The following is a 23832-nucleotide window of genomic DNA, read 5'->3' as shown; positions in this document are numbered from 1 at the left end:
AGAGGACAACATGAGCAGGGCACCTGTGCTCGGTTCGGCGGTGGACACCGCCGGACCCGCGTTCGCCGCCAACGAGGCCGCGAACCGCGCCCTCGCGTCGGAGCTGCGGGAGCGGATCGCCACCGCGGCCCTCGGCGGCCCGAAGAAGACCCGCGCGCGTCACGTCGAACGCGGCAAGCTCCTCCCCCGCGAGCGCGTCGACCTACTCCTGGACCCCGGATCCCCGTTCCTGGAGATCGCCCCGCTGGCCGCCTACGGTCTCTACGGCGAGGACGGTCAGGACGCGCCCGGCGCCGGAATGATCGCCGGGATCGGACGCGTGGCCGGCCGCCCCGTGGTGGTGGTCGCCAACGACGCCACCGTCAAGGGTGGCAGCTACTACCCGATGACGGTCAAGAAGCACCTGCGCGCTCAAGAGGTCGCGCTGCACAACCGGCTTCCGTGCGTCTACCTGGCCGACTCCGGCGGCGCCTTCCTGCCCATGCAGGACGACGTCTTCCCCGACCGGGAGCACTTCGGCCGCATCTTCTACAACCAGGCCACCATGTCCAGGCAGGGCATCCCGCAGATCGCCGCGGTCCTGGGCTCGTGCACCGCCGGCGGCGCGTACGTGCCCGCCATGAGCGACGAGGCCGTCATCGTCCGCGAACAGGGCACCATCTTCCTCGGCGGCCCTCCCCTGGTGAAGGCCGCCACCGGCGAGGTCGTCACCGCCGAGGAACTGGGCGGCGGCGACCTGCACTCGCGGGTCTCCGGCGTGACCGACCACCTCGCCGACGACGACGCCGACGCCCTGGGCAAGGTGCGTCGGATCGCCGACACCCTCGGCCCGCTCGACCCACCCGCCTGGGAGACCCGCGCCCCGCGTCCACCGAAGCTGGCCCCCGAGGAGCTGTACGGGGTGGTGCCCGCCGACACCCGCACCCCCTACGACGTGCGCGAGGTCATCGGCCGTGTCGTCGACGGCAGCGAGTTCACCGAGTTCAAGTCCGAGTACGGCACCACCCTGGTCACCGGATTCGCGCACATCAACGGACACCCGGTGGGCATCGTCGCCAACAACGGCATCCTGTTCGCCGAGTCCGCGCTCAAGGGCGCCCACTTCATCGAACTGTGCGACCGCCGCTCCATCCCGCTGGTGTTCCTGCAGAACATCTCCGGGTTCATGGTCGGCCGCGACTACGAGGCCGGCGGCATCGCCAAGCACGGCGCGAAGATGGTCACCGCCGTGGCCTGCGCCCGCGTGCCCAAGTTCACCGTGGTGATCGGCGGCTCGTTCGGCGCCGGCAACTACTCGATGTGCGGCCGCGCCTACTCCCCCAGGTTCCTGTGGATGTGGCCCAACGCCCGCATCTCCGTCATGGGCGGCGAACAGGCCGCCTCCGTGCTGTCCACGGTGCGCCGCGACCAGAAGGAGGGGCGTGGCGAGGAGTGGTCGGCCGAGGACGAGGAGGCCTTCAAAGCCCCCATCCGCGACCAGTACGAGGAGCAGGGCAGCCCCTACTACTCCACCGCACGGTTGTGGGACGACGGCGTGATCGACCCCGCCGACACCCGCGACGTGCTCGCCATGGCCCTGTCCGCCGCCCGCCACACGCCCCTGGAACCGGTGGGCTACGGCGTCTTCCGGATGTGAGGAACCCTTGAGCACGACACCACGAACCAGCCCGGGGACCCGCGTGCCCTCGCGCGTGCTGGTCGCCAACCGGGGCGAGATCGCACTGCGCGTCATGCGCACCCTGCGCCGAATGGGCGTCGGCACCGCCGCCGTGTACACCGACGCCGACGCGAACGCCCCGCACACCCTCGCCGCCGACGTGGCGCTGCGGGTGGAGCACTACCTGGACGCCGACGGGATCGTCGCCCTGGCCCTGGACTGCGGGGCCACCGGCGTGCACCCCGGCTACGGTTTCCTGTCGGAGAACGCCGACTTCGCCCGCGCCTGTACCGACGCGGGGCTGGTCTTCATCGGCCCGCCGGCCTCCGCCATCGAGGCCATGGGCGACAAGATCCGCGCCAAGGACACCGTGGCCGCCGCCGGCGTGCCCGTACTGGGCGGGTTCACCGAAAAACCCGGACGACCCTTGAGCGACGAGGAGCTGTTGCGCGCCGCCGAGGAGACCGGCTACCCACTGCTGATCAAGCCTTCGGCCGGGGGCGGGGGTAAAGGCATGCGGGCCGTGCGAGCGGCCGACACGCTAATCGCCGACGCCGCGTCCGCCCGCCGCGAGGCCCTGGCCTCCTTCGGCGACGCGACCCTGCTGGTGGAGCAGCTGGTCCAGCGCCCCCGCCACATCGAGGTCCAGGTTCTGGCCGACACCCACGGCAACGTCCTGCACCTGGGCGAACGTGAGTGCAGCCTGCAACGCCGACACCAGAAGGTGGTGGAGGAGGCTCCCTCTCCCCTGCTCACCGACGCCCAACGCCAGGTCATGGGCGAGGCCGCCGTGGCCGCCGCCCGCTCCTGCGGGTACGTGGGCGCCGGCACCGTGGAGTTCATCGCCGAGACCGGTCCGGACGGGGAGCTGTCGTTCTCCTTCCTGGAGATGAACACCCGGCTTCAGGTGGAACACCCCGTCACCGAAGAGGTCGTCGCGGTACGGGACGAGCGCGGCGTGGACCTGGTGGAACTCCAGGTGGACGTGGCCTACGGGGAGGCACTGCCCTTCACCCAGAAGGAGGTGTCCTGGATCGGACACGCGGTGGAGTCCAGGATCTACGCCGAGGACGCCGATCGAGGATTCCTCCCCTCGGGCGGACCGATCCTGCTCCTGGACGAACCCGACGGCCCGCACGTGCGCGTGGATTCGGGTATCGCCGAGGGCGGGGCGGTCACCTCCGACTTCGACCCCATGCTGGCCAAGGTCATCACCTGGGGCGCGGACCGGTCCGAGGCGCTGAACCGGATGGACGCGGCGCTGGCCTCCTACACCCTGCTGGGCTGCGTGACCAACACCGCATACCTACGCCGGTTGCTGCGCCATCCGCGCGTGTTCGAGGGCGATCTGAGCACCGACCTCATCGCCTCCGACCCGCCCGAGCCGGCGCCCGACCGTCTGCCCGAGGTGTACGTCGCCGCGGCCCTGGACCACCAGCTCGACCTGGAGAACGGCCCGACCGCCGACCGGTTCGCGGTTCCGGACGGCTGGCGGATGGGCGGACCCGCATGGACCCCGTGGCGGCTGCGGGTTCCCGGACATGACGCCGTCATCGTCCGGGTTCGGCGCGACGGCGGCCCGGGCCTCTATCAGGTGAGCACGCAAGACCGGGAGCCCGTCTCCCTGCGTGCCCGCCGTTCCACGGACGGCACCCGGCTCACCGTCACGACCCCCGAACACACCCGCACCTACCTGCGCGCCGACGACCCCGATACCGATCACCGGTGGCTGGGCTCGGCCGGCGCCGCCTGGAGCGTGCACGAGGAACCCGTCACCGCGGCCTCGCGTGAGGACGACGCGACCGCCGACGGCACCGTGCGCAGCCCCATGCCCGGCACCGTCCTGGACGTTCCCGTCCAAGTGGGCCAACGGGTCACCGCCGGCACCACCCTGGCGGTGGTCGAGGCGATGAAGATGGAGCACTCCGTGCCCGCACCGATCGACGGCACCGTCGCCACCGTGGCGGTCCGTCCCGGTTCCTCCGTGCCCATGGACGCCGTCCTGGTCACCGTCGAGGCCGATGCCCCGGCCGACACCCCTTCCACCTCCATCGAGGAGCAGCGATGAAGCGCCACGAACTGTCCACCGAGCACGACGACCTGCGGTCCGCCGTGGAGACCTTCGCCCAGACCGAGGTCAAGCCGGTGATCGGCGACTTCTACGAGCGGAACGCCTTCCCCTACGATCTCGTCGCCAAGATGGGGACGATGGGGCTGTTCGGGCTGCCGTTCCCCGAGGAGCACGGCGGGATGGGCGGCGACTACTTCGCCCTGTGTCTGGCCCTGGAGGAGCTGGCCCGAGTCGACTCCTCCGTGGCGATCACCCTGGAGGCCGGGGTTTCGCTGGGCGCGATGCCGATCTTCCGGTTCGGCACCGAGGAGCAGAAGAAGGCCTACCTGCCCAAACTGACCTCCGGTGAGGCGCTCGGCGCGTTCGGTCTGACCGAACCCGACGGTGGTTCGGACGCCGGGGCGACCAAGACCACCGCGCGGTTGGAGAACGGTGAGTGGGTGATCAACGGGACCAAGTCGTTCATCACCAACTCCGGGACCGACATCACCGCGCTGGTCACCGTGACCGCCGTGACCGGGCGCCGCGAGGACGGGCGTCCGGAGATCTCCGCCATCCTCGTACCCAAGGGCACCCCGGGCTTCTCGGTGGGACAGAAGTACTCCAAGGTCGGGTGGAACGCCTCGGACACCAATGAGCTGGTGTTCGAGGACTGCCGGGTCCCCGAGGCCAACCTCGTGGGCGAGCGCGGTCGCGGGTACGCCCAGTTCCTGCGGATCCTCGACGAGGGACGCATCGCCATCGCGGCGCTCTCCGTGGGGCTGGCCCAGGGCTGCGTGGACGAGAGCGTGCGCTACGCCCACGAGCGCCAGGCCTTCGGCAACAGCATCGCGGCCTACCAGGCGATCCAGTTCAAGATCGCCGAGATGGAGGCCCGCGCGTACACGGCACGCCTGGCCTACTACGACGCGGCTTCCCGGATGCTGGCCGGCGAGCCCTTCAAGAAGGAGGCGGCGATCGCCAAGCTCATCGCCTCCAACGCCGCGATGGACAACGCCCGCGACGCCACCCAGGTGTTCGGTGGATACGGGTTCATGAACGACTACGCGGTGGGCCGGTTCTACCGTGACGCCAAGATCCTGGAGATCGGGGAAGGGACGAGCGAGGTGCAGAAGATGCTCATCGCCCGCGAACTCGGATTGCCCGCCTAGCCACAAGGCCACGCGGCGCCGGGGCGCCATCGAAACCCGACGGCGCCCCGGCGCCGCTTCTTGCACCCTGTAGCACGATGAGACACACGGGGCTACACTTGGAGTATGAAGACCATCACCCAGAGGGAGTTCCGGAACAAGGCCGCCTCTGTCATGGACGCGGTGGAGGCCGGAGAAACCTTTCATGTCACCCGAAACGGAGTCGAAGTAGCCGAGGTTCGACCGGTCCCCCGTCGGCGTAGGCTCAGCGCGCGAGAGCTCGTCGAACGTCACCGGCATCTACCCAGGATCGACCACTCCGCGATGAGAGCCGAAGCCGACGAGCTGTTCGGGGACGAGGACCGGGTCGACGAAGGCGAAGATGACTGAGCCACAGCACACGTCAGGGGTACTCGACACCTGCGCTTTCATCGACCTTCCAGATCTCGACCCCGCAGCCTTGCCCGATTATCCCGAGATCACTTCCATCACCATGGCCGAACTTCATCAAGGAGTGGCCATGGCGAAGGATCCGGTGACCAGAGCCGCACGTACCGAACGGCTCCAGATCGCAGCCGTGGATTTCGTCCCCCTCCCATTCAGCGGAGAAGCCGCCGCTCGATACGGCACCCTCGTAGCGCTGACCATGGCCGCGAACCGAAGCCCGAAGCCACGCAGGATGGACCTGATGATCGCCGCTATCGCCGCCGTCCACGGGCTTGCCCTGTACACAAGGAACGTGGACGACTTCAAGGGGCTCGAAAGCGCGCTGGACATCGTCGAGGTCTGAACCCGAGGAAGGCCGTATGGGTGAGGAAGGGGCCCCTCACCGGCCGGCGGGACGCGCGCGCTGAGAGTATGGGCGTGCTCGATGTACCCGCCCTCTCCCCCCGAGGACTCGGCACCGTGCCCACGCCTCTCTTCTCGACGTCGCACGACCCCAACGGCGCGGCCCCGCTCGGGGCGCACGATCCCGCGCGCCTGGGCCCCTACCGCTTGCTCGGCAGGCTCGGGTCCGGCGGTATGGGGACCGCCTATCTCGCGCGGTCACGCTTCGGACGGTTGGTGGCGGTCAAGGCGGTCCACCCCGAACTGGTCGACGACCCCGAGTTCAGGGAACGCTTCACCCGGGAGGTCGCCGCCCTTCGTAGGGTGCGCAGCCGCTTCGTTCCACGGTTCGCGGGGGCCGCGCCCGGAGCGGTCATCCCCTGGTTGGCCATCGGGCACGTTCCCGGCCCCACCTTGAGCGAACAGGTGCGCGACGTGCGTCCGCTGCGGGACCGCGCGCTGGCCCGGGTGGTCACCGGAGTCGCCGCGGCGCTGGCCGACATCCACCGGGCCGGAATCGTGCACCGCGACCTCAAACCCGGCAACGTCATCCTCTCCCCGCGCGGCCCCCGCGTGCTGGACTTCGGGGTGGCCGCCCGGCGCGCCGAACAGACCCCGCACGGCCCCGTCTGGGGCACCCCCGGGTGGATCGCGCCGGAACGCCTGCGCGGAGCTCCCGCCTCGGCCGCCTCGGACGTGTTCGGCTGGGGTCAACTGACCGTCTACGCCGCCACCGGACGCAACCCGTTCGGGTCCGCCCCGGAGGCGATCACCCGGAGGATCCTGCGCGCGGAGGCCGACCTGATCGGCCTGCCCGGTGAATACCTCTCCACGGTGCGCGCGGCGCTGGCGAACACCCCCGAACTCCGTCCGTCCCCCGAGCGGATCCTGCTGTCCCTGGCCCGAAACGGCGTCATGCGCCCCTACTGATCGTGGCCACATCCGGACAGAGTTCACACTGCGATGGTGGCGGGTCGCCCACTGTGAAGGTCGTGCGTGGCCGGTCATGGCGCAGGTGGGGTGGATGTGCACAGTGCGACGAAAGTGTGTGTGGTGACGTCAGGGAACACTCCCGAGGGGTGACAACCAGCGACAAACGGCACAGAATGGGCGTACATGGCCGGCGCGGGCCCCCTGCTCTTCCGGGCGCGCGTCCGATCCGGACAGCGGCGCCCCCGCCCCGGATCCCAGGGCTCTCCCACAGTCCTCATGAGGAGACACCGGATGGAAGGCGCCCTGCCGATGATCGCCCTGGCCACCGTCGTGGTGTCCGCTGGCGCGATCATCGTCGCCGCGCACTTTCGCAAGGAACGCGTCACCGAGCTGAACGCCTGGGCCCGTGAACACGGCTGGGAGTACGTCGAACAACGGTCTTCGCCCCTGGAGGGCGCCACCCTGCCCGACGCGCTGCGCGGTCACGACCCCCGCGCGCACCACGTTCTGATCGGCCACCGCGACCGCCACCAGGTCACCGCCTTCGAACTCACCCACGCCCCCGACCGACGTGGCGGCGAGGGCACGACGCACCGCGTCGTGGCCGTGCGCACCCCCGGACATGGGGCGGACCTGGAGATCCACCGCCGCGACCTGGCCAGGGCCGTCTCCTTCGACGGGCGGGGTGAACCCGCACAGGTCGAAGTCTCCTTCTCCGGCGCCTTCCGCACCGTCGGCGCCGACGAACACTTCACCCGGGCCGTGCTCGACCACGCGACCGCCGCGTGGCTGTTGTCGGACTGTCGATCACGGTCGCTTCCGATCCGGTTCACCGGGGACCACATCCTCACCTGGGCGCCGATGCGCCTGGACCCCGACCGCGCGCTGACCGCGGCGGACTACCTGATCGACCTGGTGAACCGGATCCCGGCCCATGCCTGGCAACCCCATACCGCCGACCCCTGATCCCGCCGCGACCGTACGTGCGCGAATCCGGACGTTCGGCCACACTGTGAGCTGCGGATAAAATCCGGGTTGCCCCGAACCTCCAAGGAGTGGACCCATGAGCGACCCCAATTCCACGCACCGCATCTCACGCGCCGACCTCTTCAAGGACGACGAGGAAGAGGCCGCCCCCGACCCCAACGCCACCGCGCAGATCTCTCGCGATGACCTCTTCAAGGACGACGAACCCCGTCGCCCGCGTGAGCGATCCTGACCGGCCCCTCCGCGGCACACGAAAGAGCGCCCGACCCCGCAAGGGACGGGCGCTCCGTGCTTTCGTGGAACCGGATCAGCGGCGTTCGCGGACGGCCTCGACGATCTCGGCGACCGCCTCGTCGACCGGTACGCCGTTGTTCTGCGAACCGTCCCGGTAGCGGAAGGACACCGCGCCCTTGGCGATGTCGTCGTCACCGGCCAGCAGCATGAAGGGGATCTTCTGCTTCTGGGCGTTACGGATCTTCTTCTGCATCCGGTCGTCGCTCGCGTCCACCTCAACGCGAATACCCTCGGCGCGCAGCTTGGCCTCGACCTCTTGGAGGTAGGGCACGTGCTCGTCGGCGATCGGAATGCCCACGACCTGGACCGGGGCCAGCCACGCCGGGAACGCGCCCGCGTAGTGCTCCAGCAGCACCGCGAAGAACCGCTCGATGGAACCGAACAGGGCACGGTGGATCATCACCGGGCGCTGACGGGAGCCGTCGGCCGCGGTGTACTCCAGGTCGAACAGCTCGGGCAGGTTGAAGTCCAGCTGGATCGTGGACATCTGCCAGGTCCGGCCGATGGCGTCCTTGGCCTGGACGGAGATCTTCGGTCCGTAGAAGGCGGCGCCGCCCGGGTCCATGACCAGGTCCAGCCCCTGCTTCTCGGCGGCCCCGCGCAGGATCGAGGTGGCCTCATCCCAGACGTCGTCCTCACCGACGTACTTCTCCGGGTCCTTGGTGGACAGCTCCAGGTAGAAGTCGTCGAGGCCGTAGTCGCGCAGCAGGTCCAGCACGAAGGTGAGCAGCGAGTCGAGCTCGCCGGCCATCTGCTCCTTGGTGCAGTAGATGTGCGCGTCGTCCTGGGTGAAGCCGCGCGCGCGGGTCAGCCCGTGCACCACGCCGGACTTCTCGTACCGGTACACGGTGCCGAACTCGAACATGCGCAGCGGCAGCTCACGGTAGGAACGCCCGCGCGCGTCGAAGATCAGGTTGTGCATCGGGCAGTTCATCGGCTTCAGGTAGTAGTCCTGACCGCCGTCGAGCTGCATCGGGGGGTACATGCCGTCCGCGTACCAGCTCAGGTGCTGGGACTTCTCGAACAGGGTGCTCTTGGTGGCGTGCGGGGTGTAGACGAACTCGTAGCCGCTCTCCTCGTGGCGCTTGCGCGAGTAGTCCTCCATGACCCGGCGAATGATGCCGCCCTTGGGGTGGAAGACCGCCAGGCCGGAACCGATCTCGTCCGGGATGGAGAACAGGTCGAGTTCGGAGCCGAGCTTGCGGTGGTCGCGCTTCTCGGCCTCCTCCAGGAAGGTCAGGTACGCCTTGAGCGACTCCTTGTCCTCCCAGGCGGTGCCGTAGACGCGTTGCAGCTGCGGGTTGGTCTCCTTGCCGCGCCAGTAGGCGGCGGCGGTGCGCATCAGCTTGAACGCGGGGACGACCTTGGTGGTCGGGATGTGCGGCCCACGGCACAGGTCCTTCCAGCACAGCTCGCCGGTGCGCGGGTGGACGTTGTCGTAGATGGTGAGCTCACCGGCGCCGACCTCCGCGGAGGCGCCATCGGCGGCCTCGGCCGCGCCGCCCTTGAGGTCGATCAGCTCCAGCTTGTAGGGCTCGGTCGCCAGCTCGGCGCGGGCGGCGTCGTCGGAGACCACCCGGCGGTCGAAGCGCTGTCCCTGCTTGACGATCTGCTGCATCTTCTTCTCGATGCTCTTGAGATCGGCGGGGGTGAAGGGCTCGGCGACGTCGAAGTCGTAGTAGAAACCGTTCTCGACGGGCGGGCCGATGCCCAGCTTGGCCTCGGGGAAGAGTTCCTGGACGGCCTGGGCGAGGATGTGCGCGGTGGAGTGGCGCAGGATCGCCCGCCCCTCCTCGGAGTCGATCGTGATCGGCTCGACGGTGTCGCCATCGGCCAGTTCCCGGAAGAGGTCGCGGGGCTCGCCGTTGACCAGGGCGGCGATCACGGTCCTGCCGTCCGCTTCCAGGGCCTGCCCCGCGGTGGTCGTGGCCGCCACCGCACGCGGGGTTCCGGCGAGGGTGATGTGCAGCTCAGGCGCGGCGGACACGGTGACTCCTAGGGATACGTCTCGGTTGATGGGTGCGTCTCGGTTCGACACCGGCCACCGGTGCGGCGGCCTGGTGTTCCGTCTTCGATGCTAGCGGCTTCGAGAGGAGGTCGACGCGTTGTCCACAGGGTCGAGCGACCGGAGGAATGGGGCTCTTGTGTTCGGGAAGGACGATGGGTGCGGGGGTGAGGGCCGGCCGTCCTGATTCGGTCGGTGGATTCGGCCATCGGCCGACCGGGTCCGTCGAAGTTCTCCGGAGAATCCGGCCTGGTCACACACAGACGTATATGCCCTGGAAGGTCGGCTTCCTCCTGATTCTTCTCGGGTTCGGCGCCGGCCCATTGATCACTCACCCGAGATCAGTGAGAATCGGCAGACCACCGACCCGCCCCGAGTATGACCCGAATGCCGAGCCGAGCTTCGACCGAATACTGTGAGCGCATGTCAGCGAGTCCATCCGACGGACCTCCGACACAGGAGACATCCCCTGGTCACCGAGCCCACGTACGCCGGTGGCGTCGCCTTCGAGCACGACTGCGCCTGTTCCGGAGGTACATGCACACCCACCCGGTCCTGCACATGCCCTGGCGCCTGCTGGTCGGCACCGTGGGAGCGGTGGTCATCCTCGCCGGGATCGTCATGTTGGTGGTCCCCGGACCGGGCATCGCCTCGATGCTGCTCGGGCTGCTCATCCTCAGCACCGAGTTCCGCTGGGCCCGGCGGCTGCTGCACCCGGCGAAGGTCTGGACGATGCGCGGCGAACGGTGGGCCACACGGCTCAAGGACGACTACCTGCGAAGGTTCCGCGAACATCGCGCCCGACGCAAGGCCCTCCGCCGCTCACGCTAGTGCCACGAAGCAGGGCCCGGGCCTCCCCGGAAAATGGGCGCGGACGTTTTCCGGGACGGTCGGCGCCGAAACCGACACCCCGACGCAAAGGCGCACGTTGCCCGGGGTTGGGGCGACCAAAACCAGAAAAAGAAGGACCGGATCCGCGTGATACGGATCCGGTCCTTCTTGGTTGTGGGCGATACTGGACTCGAACCAGTGACCTCATCGGTGTGAACGATGCGCTCTAGCCAACTGAGCTAATCGCCCCTGTCGGGCTTGTGCCCCCGTCCGGCCTCGTCGGCCTGACAAGAAAAACTTTAGCGCATGTTCTGGAGTGCTCGGCACACCACGGACCGCCCGGCGGATTCACTGGAGCGTGACGGAGGTCACATAACGTCGTTCGGGTTCCCCCACAAGGGGACGCCCACGGCCGCGATCCCCGCAATGAGTAGGAGTTCCCGGTTTCGTGGACCCGCCCGAGACAAGCGCGAGTCGACCTTCGCGTGACACGGGACACTCGACATGGGGAAATCTTTGGTTTCTCCTGGTCATTACAGTGACGAAGGATCGTGGTGCCGCCCCGCGGCGCGCTGGACCCGCTGGGCGGGCAGCGAGACCTCCGGTCCCATCGACCAGAAAAAAGTCTCCGTACTCACGTCATGATCCGCGGCCAGCCGCGTCGAACCAAGTGAGACGGCAACCGGCCGGCGCCCCAGGAACGCCTGGGCCGGACGAGAAAAGGTTTGGCGAACATGAACAGTAGCGACACGACTGCCACCGCCGAGCTGGGCCTGCGACTCGTGGTCCCGGAGCGCACCGCGGTTCCACTGGTCGCGCGACTCGACTACAGCTCCGACGACCCGTACGCGATTCGCGTGGCCTTCCACACCGGCGAGGACACCCCCGTCGAGTGGATCTTCGCGCGAGAACTCCTCACCGTGGGCATCGTGCGTCCCGTCGGTGAGGGCGACGTGCGCGTGTGGCCCTCCAAGGACGAGGAGGGCGAGCGTTCGGTGAGCATCGCTCTCTCCTCCCCCTTCGGTCAGGCCGAGTTCGACACCCAGGTGTCCCCACTCGCCGAGTTCCTGCACCGCACCTACGAGATCGTCCCCGCCGGCCAGGAGGGAACCTTCGTCGACCTCGACGAGGAGATCCAGCAGCACCTCCACTCCTGAGTGATCGGTCGGTGTGGGGCATCCTCCGCGGGGCGGCGCGATCTTCGGACACCACCGACACCACGGGGAACAGGGTGAACGAGTAGAGGAGGGGACGGCGCCTGGGCGCCGTCCCCTCCTCTCGCCGTCTCAAGCGGGGATCACGGGTCCAGGTCCGCGGCGGAACGCTCGGCGAACACCGCCATCGCCTTGAGCGTGATCGGCCCGGGTTCGGCCGACACCCGCCGGTCGTCGATGTGGAGCACCGGCTGCACGTCACGTCCGGTCGAGGTCAAGAACGCCTCGGTGATCTCGGGCAGACGCTCCATCGGCACGTCCTCCTCTTCTCCACCGTGCCACTCCAGGACGAGCTCACGGGTGATCCCGGCCAGCGGGCCGGCCGACAGCGGCGGCGTGACGAGTCGCCCGTCCAGCACGACGAAGATGTTGCTCCCGGTGCCCTCGCACAGGTTCCCCGAGACGTTGCGGAAGATCGCCTCGGTGGCGCCGCGCTCTCGGGCGTAGGCCAAGGCTCGCACGTTGTCGGCGTAGGAGGTGGTCTTCAGCCCGGCGAGGGCGCCGAACTCGTTGCGCGGCCACGGGGCCAGGGCCACGTTCGTGTGCGCGGGGATGCCGGGGAAGGGACCCAGGACCACGATGATGGTCTGTTCGCCCTGGCCCCGGTCCGAACCCAGCGGCCCGATCCCGTCGGTGACGGTGACGCGCACCCGCGCGTCGGTCATCTCGGGGTTGGCCGCCACCGCTCGGGCCACGCCGTCCGCGATCAGTTCGAGGTCGGGTTCGTCCATACCCAGACCCGCGGCGGAGCGGGCCAGGCGCCTCAGGTGCCGCGTCAACGCGAACGGTCGACCGTTCTGGGCTCGCACCGTCTCGAACACTCCGTCGCCGACGGTGATGCCGTGGTCTACCACGGGGATCCGGGCGTCCTTCTCCTCCAGCACGGCGCCGCGGCCGTAGCCGGCTCCGGCGATCCACACCCTCATCTCAACCCCCAACTCTCAAGGGCCCTGGTCGGGCCGGTGTTTCCCCTGAATCCTCCCACCATCGGGCCCGCCGCTACCTTCCGGCGGTACACCTTGGCAAGTGCGTTGACCGGCACCGGCCGTCGAGCGACGCCTCCGGGACTTTTTCCGCGCCGTCCTCACTGGTCAGGGCGGCATGTGGGGTGGCCGGCCCACCTGGTCCACGGGACGATGACCGGACAGATAAGTTACGAATGACTATCATCTGGGCAACGCTTATGCGGGACCGGAGGACAACGCCCCCGACACCCTTCCGCCCCGCACCGCGCGCCCCCGCAGAGCGCGTGCTCCACGCACGACCGACGACCGACACAGCGAAGAGAGACATGACCCCACCGAGCACCGCCCGCGGCGAACTCAGCTGGCTGCTGGACGACCTCCTGACTCGCGCCTCGGGCACACAGCACGCCATCGTCCTGTCCACCGACGGGCTCCTCATGGCCACCTCCAGTGGCCTCGACCGTCCCGCCGCCGAACACCTCTCGGCGATCGCCTCCGGACTGCACAGCCTCGCGGGAGGGGCCAGTAAGCAGTTCTCGGCCGGCGACATCCGACAGAGCATCATCGAGATGGACCGCGCCTTCCTCTTCGTCGCCGCGGCCGGCGACGGGGCCTGCATGGCCCTGATGGCGGACGCCGACAGTGACGTGGGCCTGATCGCCTACGAGATGAACAAGGTGATCGAACGGGTCGGCCAGTACCTGTCCGCGCCTCCGCGCCCCGACATTCCTTCCACACCCGCGCATGTGGAGAAGTAGCCCCTGCCGCCGCGGCGGGCCACGTCGGCCTGCCTCGGCAGGGCGCACAACCCCTTTGAGAAGCCGATTTCGTACTTGCCCGAACATCCGCTAGAGTTCTTAACGCAGCGAGGGACACGGTCAAGGCCGTGGCAAGCACTCGCCGCGCGGACGTGGCTCAGCTGGTAGAGCATCACCTTGCCAAGGTGAGGGTCGCGGGTTCGAATCCCGTCGTCCGCTCGGATGATCCGAAGCACTCACCCATCGGTGATAATCTCGGATCGGGCCTGGAACCTCGCGTTCCAGACCACACGCGGACGTGGCTCAGCTGGTAGAGCATCACCTTGCCAAGGTGAGGGTCGCGGGTTCGAATCCCGTCGTCCGCTCGGAGAAAGGCACATACGGGTGCCGTTCGGCGACCTCGTGCTTCGACCAAGCCGGCGTGGCCGAGTGGCTTAGGCAAGGGACTGCAAATCCCTGCACACGGGTTCGATTCCCGTCGCCGGCTCCAGATGTACCTCATCTCGCATGAGGGCGATTAGCTCAGTTGGCTAGAGCACTACCTCGACACGGTAGGGGTCACAGGTTCGAGTCCTGTATCGCCCACAGATAACGGAAGCGGGTTCCTTCGGGAGCCCGCTTTCGCTGTTTCCACGGTAGTGCTCTTCGAGCATCGGCGCCATACCGGACAACCGCTCCCGTTCCTTGTGGGTAAGAGCCGCCACGTTCCCTCACCACCGGGCTTCGAGCCTGAGTACACGCCGCCGCATCTGCGGCGTGACGTGCTCATAGACCCGACCCATCCCCGGCACACTGTGTCCCTGCCCGGTCCGGTGAGAGTGCCGTCCCGCCTCGTTGAACGTGATCCCTGGCAGCAGCGCTGATGTCCTGACAGAGGAAACCGGCCGTGATCACGTCGACCGGCTCGACCCGATTCCATCTCACGGCGGCGAGGTCGCCGAGGTTGGGCACGTCGGGGAAGTGAGGTCTGAGCAAAGAGCTGACGTGGGGGTCGTGGTCGGCGACCCATGCCAGTCGCGCCGATCCACCCAGTGCCACGGCCGCGCCCATGTAGACCGGTATGGCCGGTGCACAGCGAACAGCCCGGTGTTGCAACGACTGGTTGGACTCGCCCGACAGTGAGCGGCGGATCGGGCGTTGCGACCGCCTATGCACTAACCAGGATTTTCCGGAGAATGGTCGCGTCGGGGGTGATGATGGTCCTGGCCGAGGAGCACCGCGCCGCCCTCGTACAGTCACGCCGGCCAACGAAGAGAAAGTGAAACCTTTCCCGTGTCTTTTCTGCCAGCCCTTCCACCCCGGTCTTCCGACAGAGCTCGGCTATTCGCCGTCAGCGACCTTCACGTGTCTCATCCCGAGAACCGGGACATCGTCGATCAGCTGACCCCGTCGACCGAGGGTGACTGGCTGATCGTGGCCGGAGACGTCGGTGAGGTCTTCGCCGACATCGAACGGGTCCTCGGCACACTCGCCGCCCGCTTCGCCCGCGTGATCTGGGTACCGGGTAACCACGAGCTGTGGACCCACCCGTCCGATCCGATCCAGCTCCGGGGCGAGGCGAGGTACCGCGCCCTGGTCGACATGTGCCGCCACCTAGGGGTCCTCACCCCGGAGGACCCCTACCCCGTCTGGACCGGTGACGGAGGCCCAGCCCAGGTGGTGCCCCTCTTCCTGCTCTACGACTACTCGTTCCTCGCGCCGGGCACCGACTCCAAGGAGAGCTCGTTGGCCCTGGCGAAGGAGAAGGGCGTGGTGTGCACGGACGAATTCCTACTGCATCCCGATCCGTACCCGACCAGGGAGGCGTGGTGCGCGGCCCGGGTCCGCGAGTCCGAGCGCAGACTCGCCCTGTGCGACATCGACACTCCCAAGATCCTCGTCAACCACTACCCCTTGGTCGAGGACCCGACCCGTGTCCTGCGCTACTCGGAGTTCGCCCAATGGTGCGGTACCGTACGGACCGCCGAGTGGCACCTGCGTCCCGACGTGACCGCGGTCGTCTACGGCCACCTGCACATACCCCGGAAGACGGTCCACGACGGGGTTCCCTTCCGAGAGGTGTCGCTGGGTTACCCGAGGGAGTGGCGCCATTTCGGCGATCGGCGAAGGTGGCCGGTCCAGATCCTCCCTGTGTCGGCTCTGGACTGACCACGACCCGGCTCCGTCCATGATTCGCGCACTCGAGGAGAGCGGCCTCATTCTCGACGACGACTACTACGAGGAGGACTGGAATGCCGAGGACGAGCCCCTACCGGGGGTCGCCCCGGGTTCCCTGGCCAGTGAAGTCGGCGGCACGGCGCAGCCCTCGGGCCCGCGCCGTGCCGCCGTGGCGTGGGGCCGTCGCCAGGAGCCGCCCCCTGGCGGACGCGGTGCTGGACACGGACAGTTCCGCCATCCGGGCCAGGGCGGTGAACCAGAGGCGTTGCCGCTCGGGAGATCCCCCGTCTCGCGCCGGCGTTCCAGCGCCCATCGCCAAGCCCGATCCTGAAACGGAGACAAAGCAGGCATTCCATTGGGCTCCTCATTCGGATCGTGCACGATCTACAGATCGGTCTCAGTGCCCCTCCGCCCCCGATCATCGCCGGCAGCAGAACGGCCGTGATGGTGACCCATCGTGACCAACGGGAGGGCTCCATCCCGATCACCCTTTCCTGGTGACCGAGGGACCCCACGGGGAAGGAATCTCCCAGTCCGGTGTGAAGATCCCTCAACGGAACACTCTGACGTGCACGGATGCAGGTTTACGCAGGTCGTCCCGAGGCTGTGACCACCTCGACACGGTAGGGGTCACAGGTTCGAGTCCTGTATCGCCCACAGATAACGGAAGCGGGTTCCTTCGGGAGCCCGCTTTCGCTGTTTCCAGGGTCGGCGCGAAACCGCGTAGCATCCAGCGGACCACCCACGGCCGCGAACGAGGGGAATCAAGGCCATGCGCGTCTCTCTGCTCGACCGTTCACGGACCCGCGCGGGAGAATCCGACGCGGAGACGATCGCGACGACCGTCGAGAGGGCGGTGCGCGCTGAGGAGCTGGGTTTCCACCGGTTCTGGACCGCCGAGCACCACGCGGTCCCGGGCATCGCCGGCTCGGCCCCCGCGGTGTTGCTCGCCGCGATCGGAGCCCGGACGAACCGGATCCGGCTGGGCACGGGCGGGATCATGGTCCCCAACCACAGCCCGATGGTGATCGCCGAGCAGGCCCTGCTCTTGGCGGCGCTCTTCCCCGGCCGGTTCGACCTGGGGCTCGGCGGCTCGCTCGGTTTCACCACGCGGATCCGCAGGGCGCTGGGGCGGACCGCCCTGCGGGAGGGCGAGTACCCGGCCGAGGTCGAGGAGGTCCTCGAATATCTGAACGGGACGGCCGACATCACCGTCAGGCCGCGCGTCGAACCTCCCCCGGTGTTCATGCTCGCCATCAAGGGCGGGATGACCCTGGCCGCCGACCTGGGGCTGCCCGTGGTGGCCGGAGGGCCGCTGCTACGCGACCCGGATCGCCTGGCCGGCTACTTCCAGGACTTCCGACCGGGTCCGACCGCGCCTGAGCCCTACCTGGTCGTGAACGTGGACATCGCCGTCGCGGAGACCGCCGAGCGGGCCCGCGACCTGCTGCTTCCCGAGGCCTGGGCCTACGCGGACTCGCGGGAGGTGGGCGAGTTCCGGGCGCTGAGGCCCGTGGAGGAGGTCCGTCGACTGCTCGCTGGTACGACCAGCGCGATGAAGCTCAGGGCGGTGGACGACTGGCTGTCCGGTGCGATCGCCGGTACCCCGGACCAGGTGGTGGACTCGCTCACCGACCTCGTCGAGCGAACCGGCGCCGCCGAACTCCTCGCCAATGTCAGCACCTACGATCGCGCCGAGGTCGAGGGCATCGACGAGTTCCTGGCGTCACTCTGAACCTTTCAGCGCTTGCTCGTGCGACGTGGTGGCGCTACTACCGGTGACACCGGCGAAGCGAACCCTGTGACCGGCATCACATTTTCCTCCGTGAAGCATGCCGGAAAACCACACATACCGGGAAATTCGTGTGTTCCAGATCTCTGCGGCCCCAGTGTGTGAACTTTTGTGTCCTTCTCGTCTGGCATCATCGCTTTCGACCATGTAATCGTTTCCACGAGATGAGAGAGGGGTGTGGACGCCATGGTGAGCATCAAGGACGTCGCCGAGTCGGCCGGCCTGTCCGTGGCCACGGTCTCCCGGGCGCTCAACGGACACCCCTCGGTCAGCGACGACGCCCGCGAACGGGTCCTGGCCGCCGCCGGCACGCTCGGCTACCGCCCCAACGTCGTGGCCCGTTCGCTGCGCACCCACCGGACCGGAACCATCGGCCTGGTCATCAGCGACGTCCTCAACCCGTACTTCACCGAACTGGCCCGCGCCGTGGAGGAGGAGGCCCGCGAACTCGGCTACAGCGTCATCATCGGCAACGCCGACGAACGCGCCGACCTGGAGGACCACCACGTACGCGGCCTGTTGGACCGGCGCATCGACGGCCTCCTCGTCTCCCCCGCCGACGGCCGCTCCCCCATGACCCTGGAGGCCGCGGCCGGGGACACCCCGGTGGTGTTCGTCGACCGCTGGATCACCGGCGTCGACGTGCCCGTGGTCCGATCCGACGGCCGCACGGCCATCGCCGACCTCGTCGACCACCTGCACGCGCTCGGCCACCGGCGTCTGGCCATCATCACCGGGCCCGCGGCCACCACCACCGGCCGCGAGCGCGTGGACGCCTTCCGCGCGGCCCTGGCCGTCCACGGCCTCGCGCTGCCCGATGAGTACGTGGGCCGCGGCGACTTCCAGGCCGAGAGCGGACGCGTCTGCACCGAACGTTTCCTGAACCTGGCGGAGCCCCCCGACGTCGTCTTCGCCACCGACAACCTCATGGCGCTGGGCGCCCTGGACGAGATCGGTGCGCGCGGTCTGCGGGTCCCCGACGACATCGCCCTGGCCGCCTTCGACGACATCCCGTGGTTCTCGCACACCGACCCGCCGATCACCACGATCGCCCAACCCACGGCGGAGCTGGGCCGGGTCGCGGTGCGGGCCCTGACCGACCTCATCGCGGGGGCGCCCGCCTCATCCACCGTCCTGCCCGCCCACCTCGTCGTGCGCCGCTCCTGCGGCGAGCCGGAAACCAAGGGAGCCACACGTGAGTAGTACGGACGAACTCCTGCGCATCGAGGGGGTGCGTAAGGCCTTCCCCGGGGTGGTCGCCCTCGACGACGTCGACTTCGACCTGCGTCGGGGCGAGGTCCACGCCCTCCTCGGTGAGAACGGGGCCGGCAAGAGCACCCTCATCAAGGTGCTCTCCGGTGCCCACCGCCCCGACCGCGGCCGGATCCTCGTCGAGGATTCCGAAACCCTCATCCGGGACGCCCAGGACGCCGCACGGCTGGGCATCGCCACCATCTACCAGGAGTTCAACCTGGTCCCCGACGTCACGGTGGCGGAGAACATCTTCCTGGGCCGCCAACCCCGCCGGTTCGGGTTCATCGACCACCGACGCATGGAGGCCGAGGCCGCCGCGCTGCTCGAACGCGTGGGCGTGGACGTGTCCCCGCGCGCCAAGGTGCGCGGACTGGGCATCGCCCGTCTACAGATGGTGGAGATCGCCAAGGCGCTCAGTCTGAACGCCAAGGTCCTCATCATGGACGAGCCCACCGCCGTGCTCACCACGGAAGAGGTCGAGCGGCTCTTCACCATCGCGCGCCGCCTGCGTGAGGAGGGTGTGGGCATCGTCTTCATCACCCACCACCTGGAGGAGATCGGGGCGCTCGCCGACCGGGTGACCGTGCTGCGGGACGGCCGTTCGGTCGCGCACGTGGGCGCCGACACCCCCGAGGACGAACTGGTGCGCCTGATGGTGGGGCGCAGCATCGACGAACAGTACCCGCGCGAACGCCCCGGGACGGGCGAGTCGCTGCTGCGGGTGCGGGGGCTGACCCGGGTCGGTCACTTCGAGGACGTCGACCTGGAGGTCCACGCGGGCGAGGTCGTGGGGCTGGCCGGGCTGGTGGGTGCCGGACGCACCGAGGTCGCCCGCTCCGTCTTCGGCGCGGACCCCTACGATTCCGGAACGGTCGAGGTCCTGGACCGTCCATTGCCCGGCGGTGACGTCAACGCGGCCATGACCGCCGGTCTGGGGCTGGTCCCCGAGGACCGCAAGGGTCAGGGCCTGGTCTTGGACGCCTCCGTGGAGGAGAACCTGGGGCTGGTCACGCTGGGCCCCACCAGCAGGGCCGGGTTCGTGAACCTGGCGGGGCAGCGCGCCTCCGCCCTGCGGATCGCCGGCGACCTGGGCGTGCGCATGTCGAGCATCTCCCAGCACGTGCGCACCCTGTCGGGCGGCAACCAGCAGAAGGTCGTCATCGGCAAGTGGCTGCTGGCCGACTCTCGGGTGCTGATCCTGGACGAGCCGACCCGCGGCGTCGACGCCGGCGCCAAGGTCGAGATCTACCGGCTCGTCAACGAACTCACCGCCTCCGGTCACGCGGTGCTGATGATCTCCAGCGACCTCCCCGAGGTGCTGGGGATGAGTGACCGGATCCTCGTCATGGCCCAGGGCCGCATCACCGGGGAGCTCTCCGCGGAGGACGCCACACAGGACGCCGTGATGTCCCTCGCGGTCGCCGCCGGCCCCCGGTCGAGCACTGAAGAGCACGGAGTGGAGGGCCACGATGGCCACTGATACGGACAAGAGCGGCGGCACCTGGTCCGCCCTACGAAGATTCCTGCTGGAGAACGGTGCGCTGACCGCCCTGGCCATCCTGGTCGTGGTCATGTCGTTGCTCTCCGACGACTTCCTGACGGCGCAGAACCTCCTCAACGTGGGTGTGCAGGCCGCCGTCATCGCGATCCTGGCCTTCGGTGTCACCTTCGTCATCATCGCCGGCGGGATCGACCTGTCGGTGGGTTCGGTGGCGGCGTTGTCGGCGACGGTGCTGGGCTTCCTGGCCACGGTGCAGGGTGTCCCGATCTGGTTGGCGCTTCCCCTCGCCGCCGCCACCGGTGTCGCGTGCGGTCTGGTCAACGGTGTGCTGGTCGCCTACGGCAGGCTGCCCTCGTTCATCGCCACCCTGGCGATGTTGTCGATCGGACGCGGCCTGTCCCTGGTGCTGTCCGAGGGCAGCCCGATCTCACTGCCGGACTCCGTGGCCGTCCTGGGCCGTTCGCTGGGCGGGTGGCTGCCCGTCCCGGTGATCATCATGCTGGTGATGGTGCTGGTCACCGCGGTGATCCTGCGCCGGACCTTCGCCGGACGCGCGATGTACGCGATCGGTGGCAACGAGGAGGCCGCGCGTCTGTCCGGCATCCGCGTCAAGCGGCACCAGCTCGGTATCTACGCGCTGTCGGGTCTGTTCGCGGCCGTGGCCGGCATCATCCTGGCCTCCCGTCTGGCCTCGGCCCAGCCACAGGCCGCCCAGGGCTACGAGCTGGACGCGATCGCCGCGGTCGTCATCGGTGGCGCCAGCCTCGCCGGTGGCGTGGGCTCGGCGTTCGGCACCCTGGTCGGTGCGCTGATCCTGGCGGTGCTGCGCAACGGACTGAACCTGCTGTCGGTGTCGGCGTTCTGGCAGCAGGTCGTCATCGGTGTGGTCATCGCGATCGCCGTCCTGTTCGACACGCTGCGCCGCCGCTCCGGTGGCGCGGGCGCGGGTTCCGGTGCCGGTTCCGGCGCGAACGGAGGCCGTGGCAAACGGGGGATCCAGCTCGCGGTCGCGGCGGCCGCGACCGCCCTCGTGGTCGGCGCCCTGTCGTTCCTGACACCGAACTCCGGGACCGAAACGACCCGGATCGGGATGTCACTGTCCACCCTCAACAACCCGTTCTTCTTGCAGATGCGGGACGGGGCACAGGCGGAGGCGGACGAGGCCGGTGTGGAATTGGTCGTCACCGACGCCCAGGACGACGCGTCGCAGCAGGCCGACCAGATCCAGAACTTCGTCAGCACCGGTGTGGCCGCCATGGTGATCAACCCGGTGGACTCCGACGCCGCGGGTCCTCCGGTGGGCGGTGCCAACAACGCCGACATCCCCGTGGTCGCGGCCGACCGCGGCGTCAACGAGGCCGACGTGGAGACCCTGGTGGCCTCCGACAACGTCGAGGGCGGCCGGTTGGCGGCCCAGGAGTTGGCCGAGGCGATCGGCGAGGAGGGCCGGGTCGTGGTGCTGCAGGGCACCCCGGGCACCTCCGCCAGCCGTGAGCGCGGTTCCGGCTTCGAGGAGGGCATCGCCGAGTTCCCCGACATCGAGGTGGTGGCCCGACAGCCCGCCGACTTCGACCGGTCCAAGGGGTTGGACGTGATGACGAACATGCTCCAGGGCAACGGCGACATCGACGCCGTGTTCGCGGAGAACGACGAGATGGCGCTCGGCGCCGCCGCGGCGTTGTCCTCCCGTGGCGAGGAGGCCGTCGTGATCGGCTTCGACGGCACCCCCGAGGGTCTCGAAGCGGTCGCCGAGGGCACCTTGTACGCGTCCGTGGCCCAGCAACCCGCCGAACTGGGTCGGGTCGCGCTGCGCAACGCGATCGCCGCCGTGGAGGGCGAGAGCCTGGAGGAGACCGTGATGGTCCCGGTGGAGGTCGTCACCGAGGAGAACGTCGACGAGTTCGAGTGAGCGATCGTTCCCTCCGAGGAACGAACCCATCGGCGCGGTGTCCGGCTCCCAGGGGTCGGGCACCGCGCCGATGGTATAGGGATGGTTCCGGCACACCGTCCACCACGAAGGGACCAGCCCGTGTTCCCCCTCGTCACAGCTCCTGTCGACCGACCCGCCCTCCGGTTCGGCGACCACCGTCTCACCTACCGGGAACTGGCCGGGGCCGCTTCCCGACTCGCGGCCGACCTGCCCGACGGCCGGGTCGCGGTGTGGGCGACCCCGTCACCGCACACCTGCGTGGCCGTGACCGCGGCGGTCCTGGCCGGGGTCCCGGTCGTCCCGCTCAACCCTCGATCCGGGGAACGGGAGCTGCGGCACGTGATCGACGACAGCCGACCCGAACTCCTGCTCGCTCCGCCCGGCGTCGCTCTCCCCCAGGCCTTGGCCGATCTCCCCGTGCGCGAGGTCGACGCCTCCGCCGACCCGGTCACTCCCCCGCTCGTGCGCGAGGTGGACCCCGAGTCCATCGCGTTGATCGTCTACACCTCCGGTACCACCGGCCCGCCCAAGGGGGCGCTGATCTCCCGCCGCGCGATCCTGGCCGGCCTCGACGCGCTCGCCGACGCCTGGGCGTGGACGGAACGGGACGTGCTCGTGCACGGTCTGCCGCTCTTCCACGTGCACGGCCTCGTCCTGGGCGTGTTCGGGCCCCTGTACCTGGGTGGTTCCCTGCACCACCTGGGTCGATTCGAACCCGAAGCGGTCCGTCGAGGTCTGGAGGGCGAGGGCACGCTCCTGTTCGGGGTGCCGACCATGTACCACCGCCTGGCCGAGGCGGTGCGGGAGGATCCGTCCCTGGCTCGGGCGTTGGCCGGGGCCCGCCTGCTGGTGTCGGGTTCGGCCGCGCTCCCGTTGCCCGACCACGAACGCCTCACCGCCGCCACCGGACATCGGGTCGTCGAGCGCTACGGGATGACCGAGACCCTGATGAACACCAGTGTCCGCCTCGACCACCCGCCGTGCCCGGGCGCGGTCGGTACCCCGTTGGACGGGGTGGAACTGCGTCTGGTCGGCGACGACGGGGCCGCGCTCCCCGCGGGCGAGGAGGTCGGTGAGGTGCAGGTGCGCGGCGCCAACCTGTTCAGTGGGTACCTGAACCGTCCCGAGGCCACCGCCGAGGCGATGACCGACGACGGTTGGTTCCGAACCGGGGACATGGCCACCGTCGACTCCCGGGGTCTGGTCCGGTTGGTGGGACGCAAGAGCACCGATCTGATCAAGAGCGGTGGCTACAAGATCGGCGCCGGGGAGATCGAGAACGTGCTGCTGGCGCACCCCGGGGTGGCCGAGGCCGCCGTCACCGGCGAGCCCGACCCCGACCTGGGCGAGCGGGTCGTGGCGTGGATCGTTCCCAGGGGTGCGCAGGCGCCCACCCTGGCGGAGCTGGCCGACCTGGTGGCCGCGCAACTGGCCCCGCACAAGCGCCCGCGACGCCTCCACGTGCTGGAAGCGCTGCCCCGCAACGACATGGGCAAGATCCTCAAACGCGCCCTGGGTTCCTGAA

Annotated in this window: 20 protein-coding genes and 5 tRNA genes; 22 read left to right on the top strand and 3 right to left on the bottom strand. The window is 69.1% G+C overall.

Annotated elements, in window-relative coordinates:
* Positions 1-25: 25 nt before the first annotated feature.
* From ACWGSK_RS09365 to ACWGSK_RS09330, 8 genes are all read left to right on the top strand, one after another.
* The gene (locus tag ACWGSK_RS09365; protein ID WP_452455700.1) at positions 26-1636 is read left to right on the top strand and encodes a carboxyl transferase domain-containing protein; all 1611 of its coding nucleotides are present in this window, start codon (positions 26-28) and stop codon (positions 1634-1636) included.
* Between the two features lie 7 nt (positions 1637-1643).
* Positions 1644-3725, top strand: a complete 2082-nt coding sequence (locus tag ACWGSK_RS09360) for an acetyl/propionyl/methylcrotonyl-CoA carboxylase subunit alpha (protein WP_452455614.1) — start codon at positions 1644-1646, stop codon at positions 3723-3725.
* Positions 3722-4879, top strand: coding sequence for an acyl-CoA dehydrogenase family protein (locus ACWGSK_RS09355; RefSeq protein ID WP_358514590.1), 1158 nt, complete (start codon positions 3722-3724; stop codon positions 4877-4879). Before ACWGSK_RS09360 ends, ACWGSK_RS09355 begins: the two co-directional genes overlap by 4 nt.
* A 105-nt stretch (positions 4880-4984) precedes the next feature.
* Positions 4985-5248, top strand: a complete 264-nt coding sequence (locus ACWGSK_RS09350; RefSeq protein ID WP_358514592.1) for a type II toxin-antitoxin system Phd/YefM family antitoxin — start codon at positions 4985-4987, stop codon at positions 5246-5248.
* Entirely contained in the window at positions 5241-5648 is a 408-nt protein-coding gene (locus ACWGSK_RS09345) for a type II toxin-antitoxin system VapC family toxin (protein WP_358514594.1), read from the top strand. Before ACWGSK_RS09350 ends, ACWGSK_RS09345 begins: the two co-directional genes overlap by 8 nt.
* A 74-nt stretch (positions 5649-5722) precedes the next feature.
* On the top strand, positions 5723-6616 hold the full coding sequence (locus tag ACWGSK_RS09340; RefSeq protein WP_358514596.1) for a serine/threonine-protein kinase: 894 nt from the start codon (positions 5723-5725) through the stop codon (positions 6614-6616).
* 294 nt (positions 6617-6910) lie between these two features.
* Positions 6911-7585 (top strand): hypothetical protein, encoded by a 675-nt coding sequence (locus tag ACWGSK_RS09335; protein ID WP_358514598.1) that lies wholly within the window; start codon positions 6911-6913, stop codon positions 7583-7585.
* A 97-nt stretch (positions 7586-7682) separates the two neighbouring features.
* Entirely contained in the window at positions 7683-7838 is a 156-nt protein-coding gene (locus tag ACWGSK_RS09330; protein ID WP_452455613.1) for a hypothetical protein, read from the top strand.
* A 75-nt stretch (positions 7839-7913) separates the two neighbouring features.
* On the opposite strand, the gene thrS is transcribed toward ACWGSK_RS09330, so the two are convergent.
* On the bottom strand, positions 7914-9887 hold the full coding sequence (gene thrS / locus ACWGSK_RS09325; RefSeq protein ID WP_358514602.1) for a threonine--tRNA ligase: 1974 nt from the start codon (positions 9885-9887) through the stop codon (positions 7914-7916).
* 555 nt (positions 9888-10442) lie between these two features.
* Between thrS and ACWGSK_RS09320 the strand changes: the two genes are divergently transcribed.
* A complete protein-coding gene (locus ACWGSK_RS09320; RefSeq protein ID WP_358514604.1) occupies positions 10443-10736 on the top strand; it encodes a PGPGW domain-containing protein in 294 nt (97 codons plus the stop codon).
* A gap of 175 nt (positions 10737-10911) precedes the next feature.
* On the opposite strand, the gene ACWGSK_RS09315 is transcribed toward ACWGSK_RS09320, so the two are convergent.
* Positions 10912-10985: transfer RNA gene (locus ACWGSK_RS09315), tRNA-Val, on the bottom strand.
* A gap of 485 nt (positions 10986-11470) precedes the next feature.
* Between ACWGSK_RS09315 and ACWGSK_RS09310 the strand changes: the two genes are divergently transcribed.
* Positions 11471-11893, top strand: coding sequence for an SsgA family sporulation/cell division regulator (locus ACWGSK_RS09310; RefSeq protein WP_067605082.1), 423 nt, complete (start codon positions 11471-11473; stop codon positions 11891-11893).
* Between the two features lie 140 nt (positions 11894-12033).
* On the opposite strand, the gene ACWGSK_RS09305 is transcribed toward ACWGSK_RS09310, so the two are convergent.
* Complete coding sequence (locus ACWGSK_RS09305; protein WP_452455612.1) at positions 12034-12876, bottom strand: aminotransferase class IV; 843 nt, start codon at positions 12874-12876, stop codon at positions 12034-12036.
* A gap of 365 nt (positions 12877-13241) precedes the next feature.
* On the opposite strand from ACWGSK_RS09305, the gene ACWGSK_RS09300 reads away from it, so the two are divergent.
* From ACWGSK_RS09300 to ACWGSK_RS09245, 12 genes are all read left to right on the top strand, one after another.
* Entirely contained in the window at positions 13242-13673 is a 432-nt protein-coding gene (locus ACWGSK_RS09300) for a roadblock/LC7 domain-containing protein (protein ID WP_358514608.1), read from the top strand.
* Between the two features lie 146 nt (positions 13674-13819).
* A tRNA-Gly gene (locus ACWGSK_RS09295) sits at positions 13820-13892 on the top strand.
* 73 nt (positions 13893-13965) lie between these two features.
* A tRNA-Gly gene (locus ACWGSK_RS09290) sits at positions 13966-14038 on the top strand.
* Between the two features lie 50 nt (positions 14039-14088).
* Positions 14089-14163, top strand: a tRNA-Cys gene (locus ACWGSK_RS09285).
* A 21-nt stretch (positions 14164-14184) separates the two neighbouring features.
* Positions 14185-14258 (top strand) — tRNA-Val (locus tag ACWGSK_RS09280).
* 696 nt (positions 14259-14954) lie between these two features.
* On the top strand, positions 14955-15821 hold the full coding sequence (locus ACWGSK_RS09275; protein ID WP_452455699.1) for a metallophosphoesterase family protein: 867 nt from the start codon (positions 14955-14957) through the stop codon (positions 15819-15821).
* A 19-nt stretch (positions 15822-15840) separates the two neighbouring features.
* Positions 15841-16161, top strand: coding sequence for a hypothetical protein (locus ACWGSK_RS09270; RefSeq protein WP_452455611.1), 321 nt, complete (start codon positions 15841-15843; stop codon positions 16159-16161).
* Between the two features lie 441 nt (positions 16162-16602).
* Positions 16603-17565 carry an MsnO8 family LLM class oxidoreductase gene (locus ACWGSK_RS09265; RefSeq protein ID WP_358514614.1) on the top strand — a complete coding sequence of 321 codons (963 nt, stop codon included), beginning with the start codon at positions 16603-16605 and terminating at the stop codon, positions 17563-17565.
* Between the two features lie 243 nt (positions 17566-17808).
* Entirely contained in the window at positions 17809-18825 is a 1017-nt protein-coding gene (locus ACWGSK_RS09260; RefSeq protein ID WP_358514616.1) for a LacI family DNA-binding transcriptional regulator, read from the top strand.
* Positions 18818-20356: a sugar ABC transporter ATP-binding protein gene (locus ACWGSK_RS09255; protein WP_358514618.1), complete on the top strand. Its 1539-nt coding sequence runs from the start codon at positions 18818-18820 to the stop codon at positions 20354-20356. The genes ACWGSK_RS09260 and ACWGSK_RS09255 overlap by 8 nt, the downstream gene beginning before the upstream one ends.
* The gene (locus tag ACWGSK_RS09250) at positions 20346-22286 is read left to right on the top strand and encodes an ABC transporter permease/substrate-binding protein (RefSeq protein ID WP_452455610.1); all 1941 of its coding nucleotides are present in this window, start codon (positions 20346-20348) and stop codon (positions 22284-22286) included. The genes ACWGSK_RS09255 and ACWGSK_RS09250 overlap by 11 nt, the downstream gene beginning before the upstream one ends.
* A 120-nt stretch (positions 22287-22406) precedes the next feature.
* Positions 22407-23831 (top strand): acyl-CoA synthetase, encoded by a 1425-nt coding sequence (locus ACWGSK_RS09245; protein WP_452455609.1) that lies wholly within the window; start codon positions 22407-22409, stop codon positions 23829-23831.
* Position 23832 lies beyond the last annotated feature (1 nt).

Source organism: Nocardiopsis sp. NPDC055551 (genome assembly GCF_053619415.1).
This window is presented reverse-complemented; position numbering and strand designations above follow the sequence as displayed.